Source organism: Dyella solisilvae (genome assembly GCF_003351225.1).
In the GTDB taxonomy this organism is placed as follows: Bacteria; Pseudomonadota; Gammaproteobacteria; order Xanthomonadales; family Rhodanobacteraceae; genus Dyella; species Dyella solisilvae.
Genome location: NZ_QQSY01000001.1, coordinates 1,050,257 through 1,066,366, shown reverse-complemented (window position 1 = coordinate 1,066,366; position 16,110 = coordinate 1,050,257). Strand labels below are relative to the sequence as shown.

Annotated in this window: 14 protein-coding genes; 9 read left to right on the top strand and 5 right to left on the bottom strand. The window is 67.0% G+C overall.

Annotated elements, in window-relative coordinates:
• Positions 1–199 precede the first annotated feature (199 nt).
• From upp to DVT68_RS04680, 4 genes are all read right to left on the bottom strand, one after another.
• Complete coding sequence (gene upp / locus DVT68_RS04695; RefSeq protein WP_114823851.1) at positions 200–841, bottom strand: uracil phosphoribosyltransferase; 642 nt, start codon at positions 839–841, stop codon at positions 200–202.
• Between the two features lie 418 nt (positions 842–1,259).
• The gene (locus DVT68_RS04690) at positions 1,260–2,834 is read right to left on the bottom strand and encodes an ATP-binding cassette domain-containing protein (protein WP_158543453.1); all 1,575 of its coding nucleotides are present in this window, start codon (positions 2,832–2,834) and stop codon (positions 1,260–1,262) included.
• Positions 2,835–3,091: 257 nt separating this feature from the next.
• A complete protein-coding gene (locus DVT68_RS04685; protein ID WP_114823849.1) occupies positions 3,092–3,442 on the bottom strand; it encodes a PsiF family protein in 351 nt (116 codons plus the stop codon).
• 115 nt (positions 3,443–3,557) lie between these two features.
• Positions 3,558–4,670, bottom strand: a complete 1,113-nt coding sequence (locus DVT68_RS04680) for a helix-turn-helix transcriptional regulator (RefSeq protein WP_114823848.1) — start codon at positions 4,668–4,670, stop codon at positions 3,558–3,560.
• A 170-nt stretch (positions 4,671–4,840) separates the two neighbouring features.
• Here DVT68_RS04680 and DVT68_RS04675 point away from each other — a divergent pair, with 170 nt between their 5' ends.
• Positions 4,841–5,233: a hypothetical protein gene (locus tag DVT68_RS04675; RefSeq protein ID WP_114823847.1), complete on the top strand. Its 393-nt coding sequence runs from the start codon at positions 4,841–4,843 to the stop codon at positions 5,231–5,233.
• Positions 5,234–5,334: 101 nt separating this feature from the next.
• On the opposite strand, the gene DVT68_RS04670 is transcribed toward DVT68_RS04675, so the two are convergent.
• The gene (locus tag DVT68_RS04670; protein WP_114823846.1) at positions 5,335–6,831 is read right to left on the bottom strand and encodes an aminotransferase class III-fold pyridoxal phosphate-dependent enzyme; all 1,497 of its coding nucleotides are present in this window, start codon (positions 6,829–6,831) and stop codon (positions 5,335–5,337) included.
• 286 nt (positions 6,832–7,117) lie between these two features.
• Between DVT68_RS04670 and DVT68_RS04665 the strand changes: the two genes are divergently transcribed.
• The 8 genes from DVT68_RS04665 to tgt all read left to right on the top strand — a co-directional run bounded on the left by DVT68_RS04665 (position 7,118) and on the right by tgt (position 16,043).
• Positions 7,118–8,032 (top strand): ABC transporter ATP-binding protein, encoded by a 915-nt coding sequence (locus tag DVT68_RS04665; RefSeq protein WP_114823845.1) that lies wholly within the window; start codon positions 7,118–7,120, stop codon positions 8,030–8,032.
• Positions 8,032–8,826: an ABC transporter permease gene (locus tag DVT68_RS04660; RefSeq protein WP_233523346.1), complete on the top strand. Its 795-nt coding sequence runs from the start codon at positions 8,032–8,034 to the stop codon at positions 8,824–8,826. Before DVT68_RS04665 ends, DVT68_RS04660 begins: the two co-directional genes overlap by 1 nt.
• Positions 8,827–8,832: 6 nt before the next feature.
• Entirely contained in the window at positions 8,833–10,086 is a 1,254-nt protein-coding gene (locus DVT68_RS04655) for a sensor histidine kinase (RefSeq protein ID WP_114823844.1), read from the top strand.
• Positions 10,087–10,094: 8 nt separating this feature from the next.
• Positions 10,095–11,252, top strand: a complete 1,158-nt coding sequence (locus tag DVT68_RS04650; RefSeq protein WP_233523344.1) for a sensor histidine kinase — start codon at positions 10,095–10,097, stop codon at positions 11,250–11,252.
• On the top strand, positions 11,249–11,851 hold the full coding sequence (locus tag DVT68_RS04645) for a response regulator transcription factor (protein WP_114823842.1): 603 nt from the start codon (positions 11,249–11,251) through the stop codon (positions 11,849–11,851). The genes DVT68_RS04650 and DVT68_RS04645 overlap by 4 nt, the downstream gene beginning before the upstream one ends.
• Positions 11,852–11,936: 85 nt before the next feature.
• On the top strand, positions 11,937–13,166 hold the full coding sequence (locus DVT68_RS04640) for a DUF3142 domain-containing protein (protein ID WP_233523343.1): 1,230 nt from the start codon (positions 11,937–11,939) through the stop codon (positions 13,164–13,166).
• Positions 13,167–13,420: 254 nt separating this feature from the next.
• A complete protein-coding gene (gene queA, locus DVT68_RS04635) occupies positions 13,421–14,452 on the top strand; it encodes a tRNA preQ1(34) S-adenosylmethionine ribosyltransferase-isomerase QueA (RefSeq protein WP_114823841.1) in 1,032 nt (343 codons plus the stop codon).
• Positions 14,453–14,915: 463 nt separating this feature from the next.
• Positions 14,916–16,043: a tRNA guanosine(34) transglycosylase Tgt gene (gene tgt / locus DVT68_RS04630; protein WP_114823840.1), complete on the top strand. Its 1,128-nt coding sequence runs from the start codon at positions 14,916–14,918 to the stop codon at positions 16,041–16,043.
• The last annotated feature ends 67 nt before the right edge of the window (positions 16,044–16,110 follow it).

Here is a 16,110-nt window from a genome sequence, read left to right as displayed (position 1 = left end):
CAAAAACGAAGCCCCGCGCATGGCGGGGCCTGGATTGTTACTCGTCGCACCGGCCATGGCCGGGCTTTGCCATCTGCGCCGTTGGGGCATCGGCGGCGCTGGATGATTCGCTGCGCCCACCCTTTCGGGCGCTTCGGAGCGTTCCCTGTGCGTCGCGCAGGTCCCGTGAACGCGGCCATGATGGTGATGCGGAATCTCGTCAGTCTGCGGCCAATGGTTTGGTGCCGAAGATCTTGTCGCCGGCATCGCCCAGGCCGGGCAGGATGTAGCCGTGTTCGTTGAGCCGCTCGTCGATGGCTGCGGTGTAGATCTCTACGTCGGGGTGGGCCGCCTCGATGCGCTTGAGGCCTTCCGGCGCCGCGACCAGGAACAATCCCTTGATGCGCTTGCAGCCCGCTGCCTTGAGCATGTCCACCGTCGCCACCAGCGTGCCGGCGGTGGCCAGCATGGGGTCGACGATCAGCGCGATGCGCTCGTCCATGCGGCCGGTGAGCTTTTCGTAATACGCGACCGGTTGCAGCGTCTGCTCATCGCGCTGCAGGCCAACCACGCCGACCTTGGCGGCGGGAATCAGGTCGAGCACGCCAGGCAGCATGCCCAGCCCCGCGCGCAGGATGGGCACGATGGTGATCTTCTTGCCCTTGATCTGGTGAACGGTGAGCGGTCCGGCCCAGCCGTCGATGGCTTGCTCCACCGTCTCCAGGTCCTTGGTGGCCTCGTAGGTGAGCAGGGCGGCGACCTCGGAGGCCAGTTCGCGGAACTCCTTGGTACTGATGCCAGCGCGGCGCATCAGGCCCAGCTTGTGCTGGATCAGCGGGTGGCGGACTTCGACGATCTTCATGGGAGTGCCCGGGAGCCAAGTCGCTTGATTGTCACCCACAGCGCGTGGCGGCGGGGAGCAAGGGCGACACTGATTAAGTCTCGCCGTCGTCATGATGCCTTGAAGGCTGACCGGCGGTGTCGCGTGGCGCCGGCAAGACTGGCCGTCTTGCCAAGCCGCGCGGCGCCGCCGGGCGGCCTTCCAGGCATCACCTCATCACTTTGAATTCCAGATGCCGGGGCCCGTCCTGTCCGTCCGCAGGTCTTCGGTCCGCTGGTTCGACAGACGGCCAGTCTGCCTTCCTCGCTCCTCAAAGCTGCGGCCATCCATGGCCGCTCCCCGCGTGCACCAACGGCCCTGTGCCCTGCGAACAGACAGGACGGGTGACGACGCGAAGCTAGTCCCCGTGGGACGACGGCGAGACTTAATCAGTGTCGCCCTAGGGTTTCTTCAGATGCAGCTGCTGGTCGATGCCCGCGTGTGCAACGAGCTGCGGATCATGGCTGACCAGCACCAGCGAACCGCGATAGTCGGCCAGTGCCTGTTCGAGCACGCGTCGGCTATCCAGGTCGAGATGGCTGTCGGGTTCGTCCAGTAGCAGAAGGTCGTAGGGCTCCAGCGCACTGTCCAGCACCAGCAGGGCCAGCTTCACGCGTTCGCCGCCGCTCAGGCACGACACGGGCAGTTGCGCGCGCTCACGCTGCAGGCCGATGCCCGCCAGATACTCGCGATAGCGCGTAACGGAGTGGCCAGGCGAGAGTGCGCGGAGGTTATCCAGCGCGCTCTGTTGGTCGCGCAGCAGGCTGTAGTGCTGATCGATGAGCAACACCTTTTTGCCTCGCCGTATGCGTCCGGCGCGGGGCGCAACACGCCCCATCACGGCGGCCAGCAGGCTCGACTTGCCGCTGCCGTTGTCTCCGCCCACGAACAGGCGTTGACCGGAAGCGAGATGGAGATTGATCGGCTCACGATGCCCATGCGGCGGCACGACACCGTCCAGATGCAGTACGGAGGGCGTGGCGGCGAGCGCGCCAAAGTCGAAGCGCTGCGTGCGATGTGCTTCGACACGCGCGCGGGCATCGCCGACTTGCTCGCGCAACCTGGCGTGCTGTAGCCGCTGGGCGGTGTGCAGGCGTGCCTGGGTATCCTCGGAACGCTGCTTGCGCCGATCCAGGAGGATGGTCGGCATATTGGCGTTGGCCCGTTCGCGATCGGCCTTGTGCTGTCGCTTCGCGAGGCGTTCCTGCTCCTTGCGTTGACGTTGGTCCAGCGCGCGCAGTTCGCGACGTGCCTGATCCAGTTGTCGCTCGGCCGCCTGCGTTTCGGCATCGCGACGCGTGGCATAGGTGTCGTAACCGCCACCGTAGCGCCGCAGCCCCAGCGTCGACAATTCGTGGATGTTCCCTGCATCGGCGAGCAGGTCGCGATCATGGCTGATCAGCAGGTAGCCGCCAGCGTGTGCATGCAGGCGTTCGCGCAGCCAGCGGCGGTTGCGCTGGTCCAGATGGTTGCCCGGCTCGTCCAGGATCAGGAAACGATCGGCGGACTCGAACAGGCGAGTCAGCTGCAGGCGAATGCGTTCGCCGCCGCTGAGGCTTTCCCACGGACGCGCGAGCGCATCGGACACACCCGCATCGGCTAGCCAGCGGCTGCAACGCTCGCCGATGGCCCAATCGTCCGCGAGTGTTTCGAAGTCCGCCGGGTCCACGCTGCCGGCTTCGATGCGGCGCAATGCATTGAGCTTTTGGTGGACGCCGAGCGCCTCGGCGATGCTGCCGCTGAACGCGGGCAGTCGTTGCGGCAGGTAGCCGAGCTCGACGTGACGAATCAACTGGCCGTGGGTAGGCGCCAGGCGACCGGCCAGGAGCTGGCCGAGCAGCGATTTGCCGCTGCCGTTGCGTCCGACCAAGGCGTGGCTGTCGCAGGCGATGGAGGCCTCGAGGTCGGCGAACACAGGATCACGGCCAGCCGGGGCAAAGCCGAGTTGGTGGATATGTATGGCTATGGCTGTCATCGACCCTCCGGAAGGGAGTGGCATACGACAGGGGGCCGGCGCGTAGCGCGCGCAGTGGGATGTCGACCGCCCTGTCACTCGTGGCCAGACATGACGCGTCCCGCAGAGGGAGCGATCAGTTGGCAGGCGAGTGGCTTAGAGGCGCATGTCGGCGGTGAATCCCTGGAGGAGTGAGCGGCACAGTCTACGGGCGCACGCTTAACCGCGCATAAGAAAGGGCGCCAGCCGGGCTGGCGCCCTCACGGTCCACCTTGCGATCAGTGCGCGGCGGCCGGGGCGGCATCGCCCTTCAGACAGCTGCTCATGAACTGCTTGCGGGCGTCGCCCTTCAGGCTCTTGGCCTGCGGATCGGCGTTGCAGGCCTTCATCTTTTCCTGCTGGGTCATCTTGGCCGGGGCAGCTTCTTCACCCTTCAGGCAGCTGCTCATGAACGCCTTGCGCTCGTCGCCGGTCTTGCCGGTCGCCTGCTTGTTGCAGTCGGTCATGCGTTGCTGCTGCGAGTTCTTGGCGGGCGCCGTGGTGGAGGCAGCCTGCGGTGTGGCAAACGCGGTGGAGGCGGCGAAGGCCAGCGCGAGGCTGGCGACCATCAGGCTCAGACGCGAAGACATGCGGGTACCCTCCTGGATGACCGGCGAGTGCCGGCCAACCCAGTCTATGCCTCGCTCCGGGCAGGCGGGAGTGTCGTCGTGGTCACCCCGGAGTGCGTGTTTAGCCGGCGCTCGGTCAGTTCGGTGTCAGCTGCAGCAGTACGCGGACGAGGTCGGCCTGGCGGCCCGTACCGGTCTTGGCGAACAGGGCGCGCAGCTGCGTGCGCACGGTGTTCTTCGACACCCGGCCGGCGAGGGCGAGCTCCTTCAGCGAGTAACCGCTCATCAGCCCCCAGGCGAGTTCCGCCTCGCTCGGCGTGAAGCCCCAGGTGGCGACCAGATTGGCGGGGCCGGGGCGGGGCTGGACCGCATCGCGCACGAACAGCATGGCGCGGATGCCCGTCTCCGACCATGACGAGGCCACCGCCGGTGGAACCGGGCAAGCCTTGACGACACTGGCGATCCTGCCGCGGGCGTCATGCAGGCGCAGCGTGCAGGGCTCGACGGCGTCGGCGCTGCATGCCTGTGCGATGAGCTGGCTTAGCGGGCGCTCGTCCGGCTTCCACGTGGCATGCGGGATGCCCTGGTCGATGCGCAAGGCGCCACCGGCGCCGGCTACGCGCGTTGCCGCCTCATTGGCGTAGACCGTTCGGCCATGGCCATCGAGCAGCACCACCGCTTCGGACATGCGATCCAGCGCCTGCCGCAACCCTTGCGCGAGCGAGTCGGCCCAGCTCAGCCGCTGGTGCAGAGCGTAGACGTTGCGCAAGTGAGGCAGCAGGGTCTTGGCGAGCTTGCTTTCCTCATGGCTGTAGCTGCCGGCGCGACGGCCGCGATTGAGCGACAGCACCGTGACGTGCCCAGTGCGGTTGTGGTGCAGGCAAAACGCCATGCCGTGGCGAATGCCCGCAGGCGCCAACAGCTCGGCGTAGAAACGTGACGACTGCAATTCGTGTTCGGTGGCCAGCTCGCGGTCGTCGACGACCCCTTCGGCCAGCAGGCGCGAGGCGCCGCGTTGCAGCCACAGGTGTTCGGGCGCCAGCTCCTCGTAGCGTTCGGGTAGTTCAGGCGGCGCGCCGAAGGCGAGGTTGAGCTTCCCACGGCCATGAGCCGGGTCGTGAATGTGCAGGGCGATGACGGGAGAGCGGAAGGCCCGTTCCAGTTCCAGCAGGAACTGCGTCAGGTCCAGTGAATGCAGGTCAGCCGTGTACAGCGCATGGAGCAGGCGCTCGATCGGGGCTCGACGCATCCGTCCTCCCGCAGTAACGGCTTGGGCGGGGCCCATTAGCACGCGATCCGGAGGAGGCCGCCATCATCCAAATGGATGATTCGGCCAGCGCCGCGAAGGCATTAGCCTCTGGCTCCAGCAGAACCAGGCAGTCAGCGTGATTTCAACGAGCAGAGCCTTCGGGGAAGGTGATGAGCATTGAAAGCTGTGGTGATGCGATCGGCATCGCGGCGCGCGAAACCCTTGCGAAGGGCCGCCGGGATGCCCAGCCACCCGGGAATGGCGCCGGCAAGCGGCACTTTCTGGATGTGGCGCCGGGGGGCTTCCTCGAGCTGGATGATCCGGCGGACGTGCTGTCCGCGCTGCTGGAAGAGGCGATCAAGCCGGGGACGGCATCGCATTGCGTCACCTGCGCCAGACGCCTGAGCGAGGTCGAGATCCTCTATTTCGGCGTGTCGTGCGCGTTCTGCGAGGACGAACTGCAGCGCCGCTTCCATCAGGCCATCGCGGGCTGGCCGGCCATTACCTGGCGCGCGCGCCTGGTGCGCTGGCTGCGCCGGCTGGCCCGGGCGCTGGAACAATGAAGCCGCCCAGGGGCGGCTTGTTGGTGCAGGGTCCTAGGGGGAATCGCCTCGAGCCGGGCCGGTAGTGCGGGCCCGGTCTCGAGGGGTTTCTTCCGGCTGGCTCAGGCGGCTTCGGCCTTGAGCTTGCGCGGGCCCTGCAGCAGGGCCTGGCGCACGTGCGACACCACCAGGTCCACCTCCGCGCTGGTCACCAGGAAGTGCGGGGTGAAGCGCAGCGAGTTTGTGCCGCCGTGGATCACGCCCACGCCGCGTTCGCGCATGTACTCCTCGATGGAGCCGGCGCCGTAGCACTTGAATTCGCTCGACAGCTCGCACGAGAACAGCAGGCCGGTGCCCTGCACCTTGGTGATCAGTCCGCCGAGCTCGTTCTTCAGCGCATTGAGCTTGTCCACGAACTCCTTGCCGCGCTCGCGGATGTTGCTGCGCACCTCGTCGGTGAGCTGCTCAAGCGTGGCCAGCGCCACGTCGAGCGAGCGCGGATTGGCGGTCATGGTGTTGCCGTAGATGCCCTTGCGGTACAGGTCGGCGGTGCGCTGATTGACCGCCAGCACGGACAGCGGGTACTGGCCGGCGTTGAGCGCCTTGGAGAAGGTCTCCATGTCCGGCGGCGCCAGCTTTTCAAAGCCGGGGTAGTCGGTGACCGAGAGCACGCCGTGCGCACGCAGGCCCGCCTGGATGGAATCGACCAGCAGCAGGGTGCCGTGCGCTTCGGTGAGCGCGCGGGCCTTCTGGTAGAACTCCGGCGTCACCGCACGGCCCGGATCGCCTTCGCCCATCACCGGTTCGAGGAACATCGCCTCGATAAACCAGCCGTGCTTGTCCGCATCGGCGAACACCGCTTCAAGCTGCGCGATGTCGTAGGGCTGCACAGTGATCAGCGTGTCCTCGTGGCGGTAGCTGGCGAGGTGCTGCAGGTAGGTCTTGCGGGTGGAATCGGAATACAGCGCCGGCCGGTCGGTGCGGCCGTGGAAGGCGCCCTTCACCGCCAGGCGCTTGATGGTGCGGCCGGCATGGCGCGCGCCGGTATCCGTCATCAGCTTGGCGTTGACGTCGGCAACGCGGCAAGCCAGGCCCACCGCCTCGGAACCGGAGTTCAGGCACAGGTAGCGCACGTACGGGTTGGCGCCGCGATGGCGGCCGAGCTCGCGGTCCATGGCGCGGGTGAAGCGCATCTGCGAGATGCTTGGCGTCATCACGTTGGCCATCACCTGCGGACGCGCCAGCGCGGCGTCGATCGCGGCATGGTTGTGGCCGAAGCCGAGCATGCCGTAGCCGCCGTTGTCGTGGATCACGGCGCCCTTGAGGCTGACCACCCACGGGCCGCGCGCCGCGGCCGGCAAGTACGGGTTGATCGCATCGTCCGGATAGAAGTTGACGAACTCCTCCTGCGCCCGGGTCAGCTGTTCTGTCTCATCCAGCTTGAGGAAATCACCCAGCTCCGCGCGCAGCTCGCGATGACGCGCGACCGCCTCGGCGATCGCCTGCACCAGCTCAGGATAGCCGGCGGCGAAACGCTCGATGGTGGCGTCGTCCAGTCCGGTGGTCAGCGGTGCACCGCCGAATTCGCGCAGTTCGCGCAGCTGTTCAATCACGCCCATGATTTCCTCCTTCAAGGTCGACGTGCCTGCCGTCCCGATGGCATGTACGTCGACGTGTCAACAAGTGGGTGGCGGAAACACGTGAAGAAGCCGTGTTTTCCTGGCCTGTGGGGGCCGTGTCGCACTGCGATCCATTGCGGATGTGGCAATGCAACGACCACCCGAGCATAGCGCGGCGATTTGGCCGCCGGTACCCCGGGTGACGCTTGTCACCTCGGGAGGCTGACGCTGGCGACTGCGGGCAAAGCCTTGGGGCGCCTAGCATGGCAGGCAACAAGGAGGGCCCATGAACAAGCACGCTACGGTTGTCGCAGGCCTTGCGGGAGCGGTCAAACGGTACGGCGCCGTGACCGCGCTGGATGGCCTGGATCTCATGTTGCACCGCGGCGAACTGGTCGCCCTGCTGGGGCCCAACGGCGCCGGCAAAAGCACCACCATCGCACTGCTGCTGGGGCTGGTGCGCGCCGATGCCGGCCGGGTCGAACTCTTCGGTGTCGATCCGCAGGACCTTGCCGCGCGGCGGCGCATTGGCGTGATGCTGCAAGCGGCGTTCCTTCCTTCCACGCTCACGGTCGCCGAGTTGCTGCGGCTCACCATGAGTTATTACCCGGCGCCGCGGGCGCTGGAGGAAACGGTGTCGATGGCGGGCGTTGGCGATCTGCTTGGGCGTCGCTACACGAAGTTGTCCAGTGGCCAGCAGCGTCGCGTGCAGTTCGCCATGGCGGTGTGTGGGCGCCCGGAACTGTTGTTCCTGGACGAGCCGACCGTGGGCATGGACGTCGACGCGCGGCAGAAGTTATGGACGTCCATTCGCCAGTTGGTCGCCGAAGGCTGCGCCGTCGTGCTCACCACGCACTACCTGGAGGAGGCCGAGGCGCTGGCGCAGCGCGTGGTGGTGCTCGCCAAGGGTCGCATGCTCAGCGATGGCAGCGTGGATGCCTTGCGTTCGCGCGTGTCGCAAGCGCGCATTCGTTGCGTCACCGATCTGGATGCCGATGCCGTCGCGGGCTGGCCACAGGTAGCCATGGCTGAGCGTGATCGCGGCTATCTGCTGGTGCGCACCGACGCCGCCGAACAGGTGGTGCGGCGCCTGTTGGACGCCGATCCCGCGCTGGCGGAACTGGAGGTGCTGCGCGCCGGGCTTGCTGAAGCGTTCAGTGAGATCACCCGGGATTCCACGACCGAGCAGGAGGCCGCCTGATGAACGCCATTCCCGTCGCCGCCTCTTTGACGCCCTCGGCAGGCCGCATGCCCTGGCGACGGACCCTGGGCGCCTACGCCGCCGAGGCGCGCAGCGAATGCCTGCGCTATCTGCGCTCGCCCGGCTTCATGTTGCCGGTGATGCTGTTCCCGAGCATGTTCTACCTGCTGTTCGGCATCGTGATGAACCACGGCTCCGGCGCCGACACGGCGCGCTATCTACTCGCCAGCTACGGCGTATTCGGCGTGATGAGCCCGGGGCTGTTCGGCTTTGGCGTGTCGCTGGCGGCCGAGCGCGAGAACGGCCTGCTGATCCTCAAGCGCGCGCTGCCGATGCCGCCCGGCGCCTATCTGCTGGGAAAGATGCTGATGGCCATGCTGGCGGCTGGCGTGGTGATCGTGCTGCTGCTCGCCCTGGCGGTCGGGTTGGCGCATGTCGCGGTGAGCGCCGGCCAAGCCGGCCGCCTGCTGCTGACCGGCATGCTGGGCGTGCTGCCATTCTGCGCGCTGGGCATGTTCGTCGGCACGCTGGTGAAAGGGCAGGGCGCCCCCGGCGTGCTCAACCTCATTTACCTCCCCATGTCGTTCCTGTCTGGCCTGTGGGTGCCGCTGCCATTGCTGCCGGCCGCGCTGCAGCGGATCGCCCCGCTCTGGCCCAGCGCGCACCTGCAGCAACTGGCGCTCGGCGCACTGGGGCTGGGCCACGCGGGAGTGACGTCGCACCTGCTCGTGCTGGCGGCCTATACGGTGGCGTTCTTTCTGCTGGCGTCGCGACGTCTGCGTCGCATGGGTTGAAGTAGCATGCAGGATGGACGACAGATCCGCGGGGAGGTAGGTGCTTTGCGCCAGTGGCTACGAACGTGGTTTACCCCTGCGCCGGACTCCCTGGTGGCGGGCAGCGTGCGCAAGGGCAAGTCCCCGTGGGTGGACGCCGTGCACCTGCTGTGGTCGGTGTGGGTCTTCATCACGCCGATGTTCGATCACTACACGCTGCGCTGGGCTCTGCTCACGCTGGTGTCCTATCCGGTCTTCCTGTTGCTGTATGCCCGCTGTTGTCTGGATTCGCGACGCCACAGCTACCGCTACGCGCTGGCCCTGGTGGCGATGGCCTTTGTGTTGTTGCCGTGGTACCCAAGTGCGCTGACCTACTTCATGTACGGCACGATCATGCTGCGCGGTTGCCGCATGAGCCTGCGGAGCTACATGGGCGTGCTGCTGCTGCTCAACGCGATCTGCATGGTCGTGGTGTGGCAGCTCCATTACGTGTGGCAGGCAGTGATATGGATACCCGTCACCTCAGCCATCGTCGGCCTCGCCGTGCATGCCGAGCGCCTGAGCGACGAAAAGGACGCCGAACTGCGACTGTCGCACGACGAGGTGCGTCGCCTGGCGGCGTTGGCCGAGCGCGAGCGCATCGGCCGCGACCTGCATGACTTGCTGGGTCACACGTTGTCGCTGATCACGCTGAAGCTGGAGCTGTCGCGCAAGTTGTTCGATCGCGACAGCGAGGCGGCGCGGCGCGAGGTGGAGGAGGCCGAGAAGGTGGCGCGGCACGCGTTGTCCGAAGTGCGCTCGGCGGTCAGTGGCATCCGCGCCACCGACCTTGCCGCCGAACTGGCGGCGGCGCGACTGATGCTCGAATCTTCCGCCGTGTCGTTCGACTGCAACGAGCTGCCGTCGTCGCTGCCGCTGGAAGTGGAGCGCGGCCTCGCCCTGGTGTTGCGCGAGGCGGTGACGAACATCGCGCGCCATTCACGGGCCACCCAGGCGCGGGTATCCACCAGCGTGGTCAACCAGGTGCTGCGACTGACGATTGAGGACAACGGTCGTGGCGGCGTCAGCAGCCAGGGCAACGGTTTGTGCGGCATGCACGAACGGGTGCGCGCGCTGGGCGGCAGCCTCGAGCTGGTGTCGCCGCCCGGGCAGGGCACACGCCTGGTGATCAGCGTGCCGCTGCGCGCACGCACTTTGTCGTGGGAGAACCATGAAGCGGAGGGCGCGGCCACCCAGGCTGAAGCCGCGCACTGGACGCCGCAGGAGCGGCACGCGACATGAGGCGCTGGATGAAACTTCATCCCGATTCGCTGCTGAGCCGGCTGGGCTCGCCCAACTACCTGCGCTGGGAGGCGGTGGCGAACCTGGTGTGGGTGGTAGCCCTGCTGGTCGGGCCGCTGGTCGACAGGAATGCCGTGTGGACCACGTGGCTGCTCCCGACGTTGCTCTCGGCCCCGGTCTACATGTATCTGCACATGAAGGTCTATACCGGTCCGTACAGGCGCCTGACCTGGTATGCCGCAGGCATGGCGCTGCTTGGACTCCTGGTGTGGCCCTTCAATGGCGTCGCGCTGGGCTATGTGGTGTCGGCCTGCATGTGCCTGGCCTACCAGTCGTCGGCGCGCCGCTGGCTGCTGTCGATCGTGCTGGTGACCATTCCGACGGCGCTGTTGTCGCAACACCTGCATGTCTCGCCCTGGCTGATGTTGATGGTGGCGTTCGTCGCGATCTTTTCGGGTTTCGGGCATTTCCTTCGCCTCAACAACCACCGCCGCGATGCGCAATTGCGCCTCTCGCAGGAGGAGGTCCGTCGCCTGGCCACGCTGGCTGAGCGCGAGCGCATCGGCCGCGACCTGCACGATCTGCTTGGCCATACGCTGTCGCTGGTGACGCTGAAGTCGGAATTGGCGCGCAAGCTGGCGCTGGTCGATCCGCCGCGCGCGCAACGGGAGATGGAAGAAGTCGAGCGCGTGGCGCGCCATGCCCTGGGCGAGGTGCGCGCCGCGGTCACCGGCATGCGTCGCAGCGACCTGGCGGCCGAGCTGGTGTCGGCGCGGCTCATGCTGGAGGCGTCGGGCCTCGGCTTCAGCGGTGAGCTGTCGCCTGACCTGCACTTGCCTCCGCAGTTCGAGGCGTCGCTGGCGCTGGTGTTGCGCGAGGCGATCACCAATATCCACCGCCACGCACGCGCCAGCACCGCCAGCGTGGCCATTTCCCTGGACAAGGACAGCATCCAGATGCAGATCAGCGACAACGGATGCGGCGGACTGACCGCGCACGGCAACGGCGTCAGTGGCATGCGTGAACGCATCCGCGCACTCGGCGGCAGCCTGCAGATCGACTCGCCGCCTCGCAAAGGCACCGTGCTGCGCATGCAGGCGCCGTTGCCGGTGACGGACGTGTGCAGCGAGACGTGCCTCGACACCGGCAGCAGGAGCGCCGCATGATCCGGGTACTTCTGGCCGAAGATCAGGCGATGGTGCGCGGCGCGCTTTCCGCGCTGCTCAACCTCGAATCGGACATCGAGGTGCTGGGCTCGGCTGCGGATGGCGAGGCCGCGTGGCGCGAGCTGCAACGCCTGAAGCCGGACGTGCTGGTGACGGATATCGAAATGCCCGGGCTCACGGGACTGGAGCTGGCCCAGCGCATCCAGCGGCACGAGTTGCCGATGAAGGTGATCATCGTGACCACCTTCGCGCGCCCGGGTTTCCTCAGGCGCGCGCTCGATGCCGGCGTGTCCGGCTACCTGCTCAAGGATGCGCCGGCCGAAAATCTCGCCGAGGCCTTGCGCATGGTTCATCGCGGCGGTCGCGCCATCGATCCGCAACTGGCGCTGGAAGCCTGGTCCGAGGCTGATCCGCTCAACGACCGCGAACGCCAGGTGCTGCGGCTGGCAGGCGAAGGCCAGTCCGCCAACGACATCGCCAGCCAGCTCAACCTCTCGCATGGCACGGTGCGCAACTACCTTTCCGAGGCCATCGGCAAGCTGGGCGCGGCCAACCGGATCGAAGCCTATCGGCTGGCCCGGCAGAAAGGCTGGCTGTAGCTGGGCTGACACGGGCAATGTCTTATAGCCAGTGCGCCTGCAATGGAGTGCAATAGGCACACCGCTCCCGTTTGCGAGCACCGCCTTGCCATCGTCGATGCTGCATCCGCGCCGTCTGCTGCCCGCGCTCCTGGCCATGCTCGCCTTGCTGCTGGCCTGGGGCTGTTCGTCGAGACACGAGGCGCTCGCCAACGATGCCTACGTGTGGCAGGTCCAGTGGACCCCGGCGCTGGACGACGCCATTCGCGCGAGCAACGACGTCGTGCGCGACTGGCGGGTGCTGGCGGCCGAAGTGGACGAGCGGGGCCAGTGGCGGCTGATGCGCCCCGACTGGGGCGTGCTGGCCGCCAGTGGCAAGCCGCTGGTGGCGGTGGTTCGCATCGAGGACCAGCCGGCCCAGTGGGACGAGCATGGCCTGCTCGCCGGCGTGCAGTCCCTGTTGGCCGATTGGCGGCAGCACGAACTGTCGCTGGTTGGCGTCGAAATCGACTACGACTGCGCAGCCTCGCGACTGCCGGCCTACGCGCACTTCCTGGCCGCGCTGCGTCCGCTGCTCGGAACGGGTATGGAACTTTCCATCACCGCCTTGCCCACCTGGATGGACAGCGCCGAGCTGGATCACGTGTTGGCGCTCGTGGATGAGCCCGTGCTGCAGGTCCATGCCGTGCAATCGCCGGGTGTCGGACTGTTCGAGCCCCGCCAGGTCCACACGTGGATCAGCGAGTTCGCACGTCGCGTGCACAAGCCCTGGCGGGTCGCGTTGCCGGCCTACGGGGCGCGGGTGGCTTGGAGCACCGAGGGGCAGACGGATGCGGTCGGGAGCGAGCAGCCTGCGCCGATCGGTGGCGCGGCGGCGCATGAACTGTTCGCCGATCCGCTGGCCATGCAGGGTTTCGTCGCCGGCCTGCAGGCAGACGCTCCGTCGGGGCTGGCGGGCATCGTGTGGTCCCGCCTGCCGACCGATGACGACGCACGGGCCTGGAGCATGGCCACTTGGCGCGCCGTGCTGGCGCACGAACCGCTGCGCATGTCACTGCTGGCCCAGGTGCGCAACGCCCGTCGTTCGTCCTTGCGCGACCTGGTGTTGATCAACACCGGCAACGCCGACGTGCCGCTCCCCGCGCTGATACGACTGGAGGCTCACTGCAGCGTGGCCGACGGCGCCAACGGTTACGAGCTGGAGCGCACCGAGCAGGGACTCTTCCTTCAGCGCGCGCAGGGCGGCCTGTTGCGGGCGGGGCGGCAACTGGGCATCGGCTGGCTGCGCTGTGACGGGACTGCCGCGTTGCATATCGAGTCCGCCCGCCCGCACTAGGGTTCGGTTGCGCAGTGCACACGTGGGCGGCGTGGCTGAGGATCATTGGTACACCACGAAGGACCGCGCGCCTGCGGCATGCTGGTGCTATCCGCCGCCGAGCGATCTGGTCGGCATCGTGCATTCGTCGCGGCAGGCGCCGTGCGTGAAGGGCTGAGGCTCGGCGACAGCCGCTGTTTGGGACGGCTGTCGCTTTTCCAGCCCCGCCGGACGCTTTGGGCGATAATGGCGTATTCGACGCCCCAATTCCCGCCGTGAAGAAGACCGATTTCGACTTTCAACTGCCTCCCGAACTGATCGCACAGGCCCCGCTGGCCGAGCGCTCGGCCAGCCGACTGCTGGTGCTTGACGTGGAGACGCAGGCGCGCCAGGACCGGATGTTCCGCGACCTGCCGGAGTATCTGCGCGAAGGCGACCTGTTGGTGTTCAACGACACACGCGTGTTGCCGGCGCGCCTGCACGGACGCAAGGACACCGGTGGCGCCGTGGAGATCCTGATCGAACGCGTCACCGGGGCGTACGAGGCGATCGTGCAGCTCGGTGTCAGCAAGAAACCCAAGGAGGGTGGCCGCATCGAGCTGGCGGACGGGACCCATGCCGTGGTGCTTGGCCGCGACGGTTCGTTCTTCCGCCTGCGCTTCGAATCGCCCGATCCGCTGGAACGGCTGCTGCTGCGCCTTGGCGAGATGCCATTGCCGCCGTACATCGAGCGTCACGCCGACGCCAGCGACATGGAGCGCTACCAGACCGTGTTCGCGCGCGAACCGGGCGCGGTCGCGGCGCCGACGGCGGGCCTGCATTTCGACGAGGCCACGCTGGCGACGTTGCGCGAGCGTGGCATCCAGTTTGGTTATGTGACCTTGCACGTCGGCGCCGGCACCTTCCAGCCGGTGCGCGCGGACGACCTCAAGGATCACCAGATGCATCGCGAATGGCTCAACGTGGGCGCCAGTCTGGTGGAGCAGGTGCGCCGTACGCGCGCTGCGGGCGGCCGGGTGTTCGCGGTGGGCACCACCGTGGTGCGTGCGCTGGAAAGCGCCAGCCGCGACGGCCAGCTGCAGCCGTTCGCAGGTGAAACGCAGATCTTCATCTTTCCCGGCTATCGCTTCAGCAGCATCGATGGCCTGCTGACCAACTTCCACCTGCCGCAATCGACCCTGCTGATGCTGGTATCGGCGCTGGCGGGGAGGGAGTTCATGCTGGAGTCGTATCGGCATGCGGTGGAGCAGAAGTACCGTTTCTTCTCGTATGGCGATGCGATGCTGATTTTGCCGCGGGGCGAGTAGGCGGCTGTTCACTTCAGGTTTTCGCCTGGGCATTTCGGCGAAAACTCTTCCTAAGACCTCATCCCGCGAACGTAGGGCGGAGCGCGAGGCACGGTGATTACGGGCGCCTTCCTAGACCGTCATCCCAGCGTAGGCTGGGATCCAGCGTCTTTGACTTTTGCTCTTGAATGAGCGATCCCGCTGCAGGCGAGCCCGAACTCGGTCACGCCAAATCAGAGCGATAGTCACTGGGTCCCTGCCTTCGCAGGGACGACGGCTGTCGGGGGGTATGGGTGAACCCAAGCTCCGCGCCGTAGAAAATAAGCGCGGAGCGAGAGTGGCCCCTCGCCGCCGTAAAGGTAGCCATGCCCCAGCCCTCTCTCCTGCAGGGGATACCTTCGGGTCGCTGGCAGGGGAGACGGAGCAAAAGCCTCGGGTGGCCCCTCCCAAAGCACCAAATCCCGGAACACGCGATAATTCCCCGATGACTTCCCTGACTTTCGAACTCCAGGCCACCGATGGCGCGGCCCGACGCGGCCGCCTGACCTTTGATCGCGGCACGGTGGAAACGCCGGCGTTCATGCCGGTAGGCACCTATGGCTCGGTGAAGGCGATGACCCCGCGGGACATCCGCGAGATCGGCGCCGAGATCATCCTGGGCAACACCTTCCACCTGTTCCTGCGACCTGGTCTGGAGGTCGTGGAGCAGTTCGGTGGCCTGCACAAGTTCATTGGCTGGGACAAACCCATCCTTACCGACTCGGGCGGCTTCCAGGTGTTCTCGCTGGCGCACAAGCGCAAGATCACCGAGGAGGGCGTGGCCTTTGCCTCGCCGGTGGACGGTTCCAAGGTGTTCCTGTCGCCGGAAGAGTCGATGCGCATCCAGAAGGTGCTCGACTCGGACATCGCCATGATCTTCGACGAGTGCACGCCGTACCCGGCCACCGAGAAGGTCGCGTCCACCTCGATGGAACTTAGCCTGCGCTGGGCGGAACGCTCGCGCCGCGCATTCGACGACCTCAAGAACCCCAATGCGCTGTTCGGCATCGTGCAGGGCAGCGTGTACGAAAACCTGCGTCGCCGTTCGGCCGAAGGGCTGGTGAACATCGGCTTCGACGGCTATGCCGTGGGCGGCCTCGCCGTTGGCGAGCCGGAGGCCGAGCGCAACCACACGCTGGATTTCACCCTGCCATTGCTGCCGACCGACAAGCCGCGCTACTTGATGGGCGTCGGGCGTCCGGAAGACATCGTGGAGGCGGTGCGTCGCGGCGTCGACATGTTTGATTGCGTGATGCCCACCCGCAACGCGCGCAATGGCTTCCTGTTCACCGCCGAGGGCACGCTGCGCATCCGCAACGCGAAGTTCGCCCTCGATACCCGGGTAATCGAAGAAGGCTGCGACTGCTATGCCTGCAGCAACGGCTTCAGTCGCGCCTACCTGCGCCACCTGGACCGCTGCAACGAGATCCTGGGCAGCCAGCTCGCCACCATGCACAACCTGCGGCACTACCAGCGCCTGATGGCCGGGTTGCGGGAGGCGATCGCCGCGGGTCGCCTCGACGACTTCGTGGCCGAGTTCTATGCCCGCCGGCAGGGCGGGGTGGTGGCCTGAGCCCCGAGGGGGAGGGGCGCGGCATTTCGTCAGCCATCCGGCCGTAGGCTGGGGGCGGCGCCTGGCG

What these genes read in the sequence shown, in the direction of transcription:
- DVT68_RS04645 (WP_114823842.1), top strand. Translation starts at nt 11,249, where the DNA reads ATGATCCGGGTACTTCTGGCCGAAGATCAGGCGATGGTGCGCGGCGCG.
- DVT68_RS04690 (WP_158543453.1), bottom strand. Translation starts at nt 2,834, where the DNA reads ATGACAGCCATAGCCATACATATCCACCAACTCGGCTTTGCCCCGGCT.
- DVT68_RS04660 (WP_233523346.1), top strand. Translation starts at nt 8,032, where the DNA reads ATGAACGCCATTCCCGTCGCCGCCTCTTTGACGCCCTCGGCAGGCCGC.
- DVT68_RS04650 (WP_233523344.1), top strand. Translation starts at nt 10,095, where the DNA reads ATGAAACTTCATCCCGATTCGCTGCTGAGCCGGCTGGGCTCGCCCAAC.
- tgt (WP_114823840.1), top strand. Translation starts at nt 14,916, where the DNA reads ATGACTTCCCTGACTTTCGAACTCCAGGCCACCGATGGCGCGGCCCGA.
- DVT68_RS04675 (WP_114823847.1), top strand. Translation starts at nt 4,841, where the DNA reads ATGAGCATTGAAAGCTGTGGTGATGCGATCGGCATCGCGGCGCGCGAA.
- upp (WP_114823851.1), bottom strand. Translation starts at nt 841, where the DNA reads ATGAAGATCGTCGAAGTCCGCCACCCGCTGATCCAGCACAAGCTGGGC.
- DVT68_RS04680 (WP_114823848.1), bottom strand. Translation starts at nt 4,670, where the DNA reads ATGCGTCGAGCCCCGATCGAGCGCCTGCTCCATGCGCTGTACACGGCT.
- DVT68_RS04670 (WP_114823846.1), bottom strand. Translation starts at nt 6,831, where the DNA reads ATGGGCGTGATTGAACAGCTGCGCGAACTGCGCGAATTCGGCGGTGCA.
- DVT68_RS04665 (WP_114823845.1), top strand. Translation starts at nt 7,118, where the DNA reads ATGAACAAGCACGCTACGGTTGTCGCAGGCCTTGCGGGAGCGGTCAAA.
- DVT68_RS04685 (WP_114823849.1), bottom strand. Translation starts at nt 3,442, where the DNA reads ATGTCTTCGCGTCTGAGCCTGATGGTCGCCAGCCTCGCGCTGGCCTTC.
- DVT68_RS04655 (WP_114823844.1), top strand. Translation starts at nt 8,833, where the DNA reads ATGCAGGATGGACGACAGATCCGCGGGGAGGTAGGTGCTTTGCGCCAG.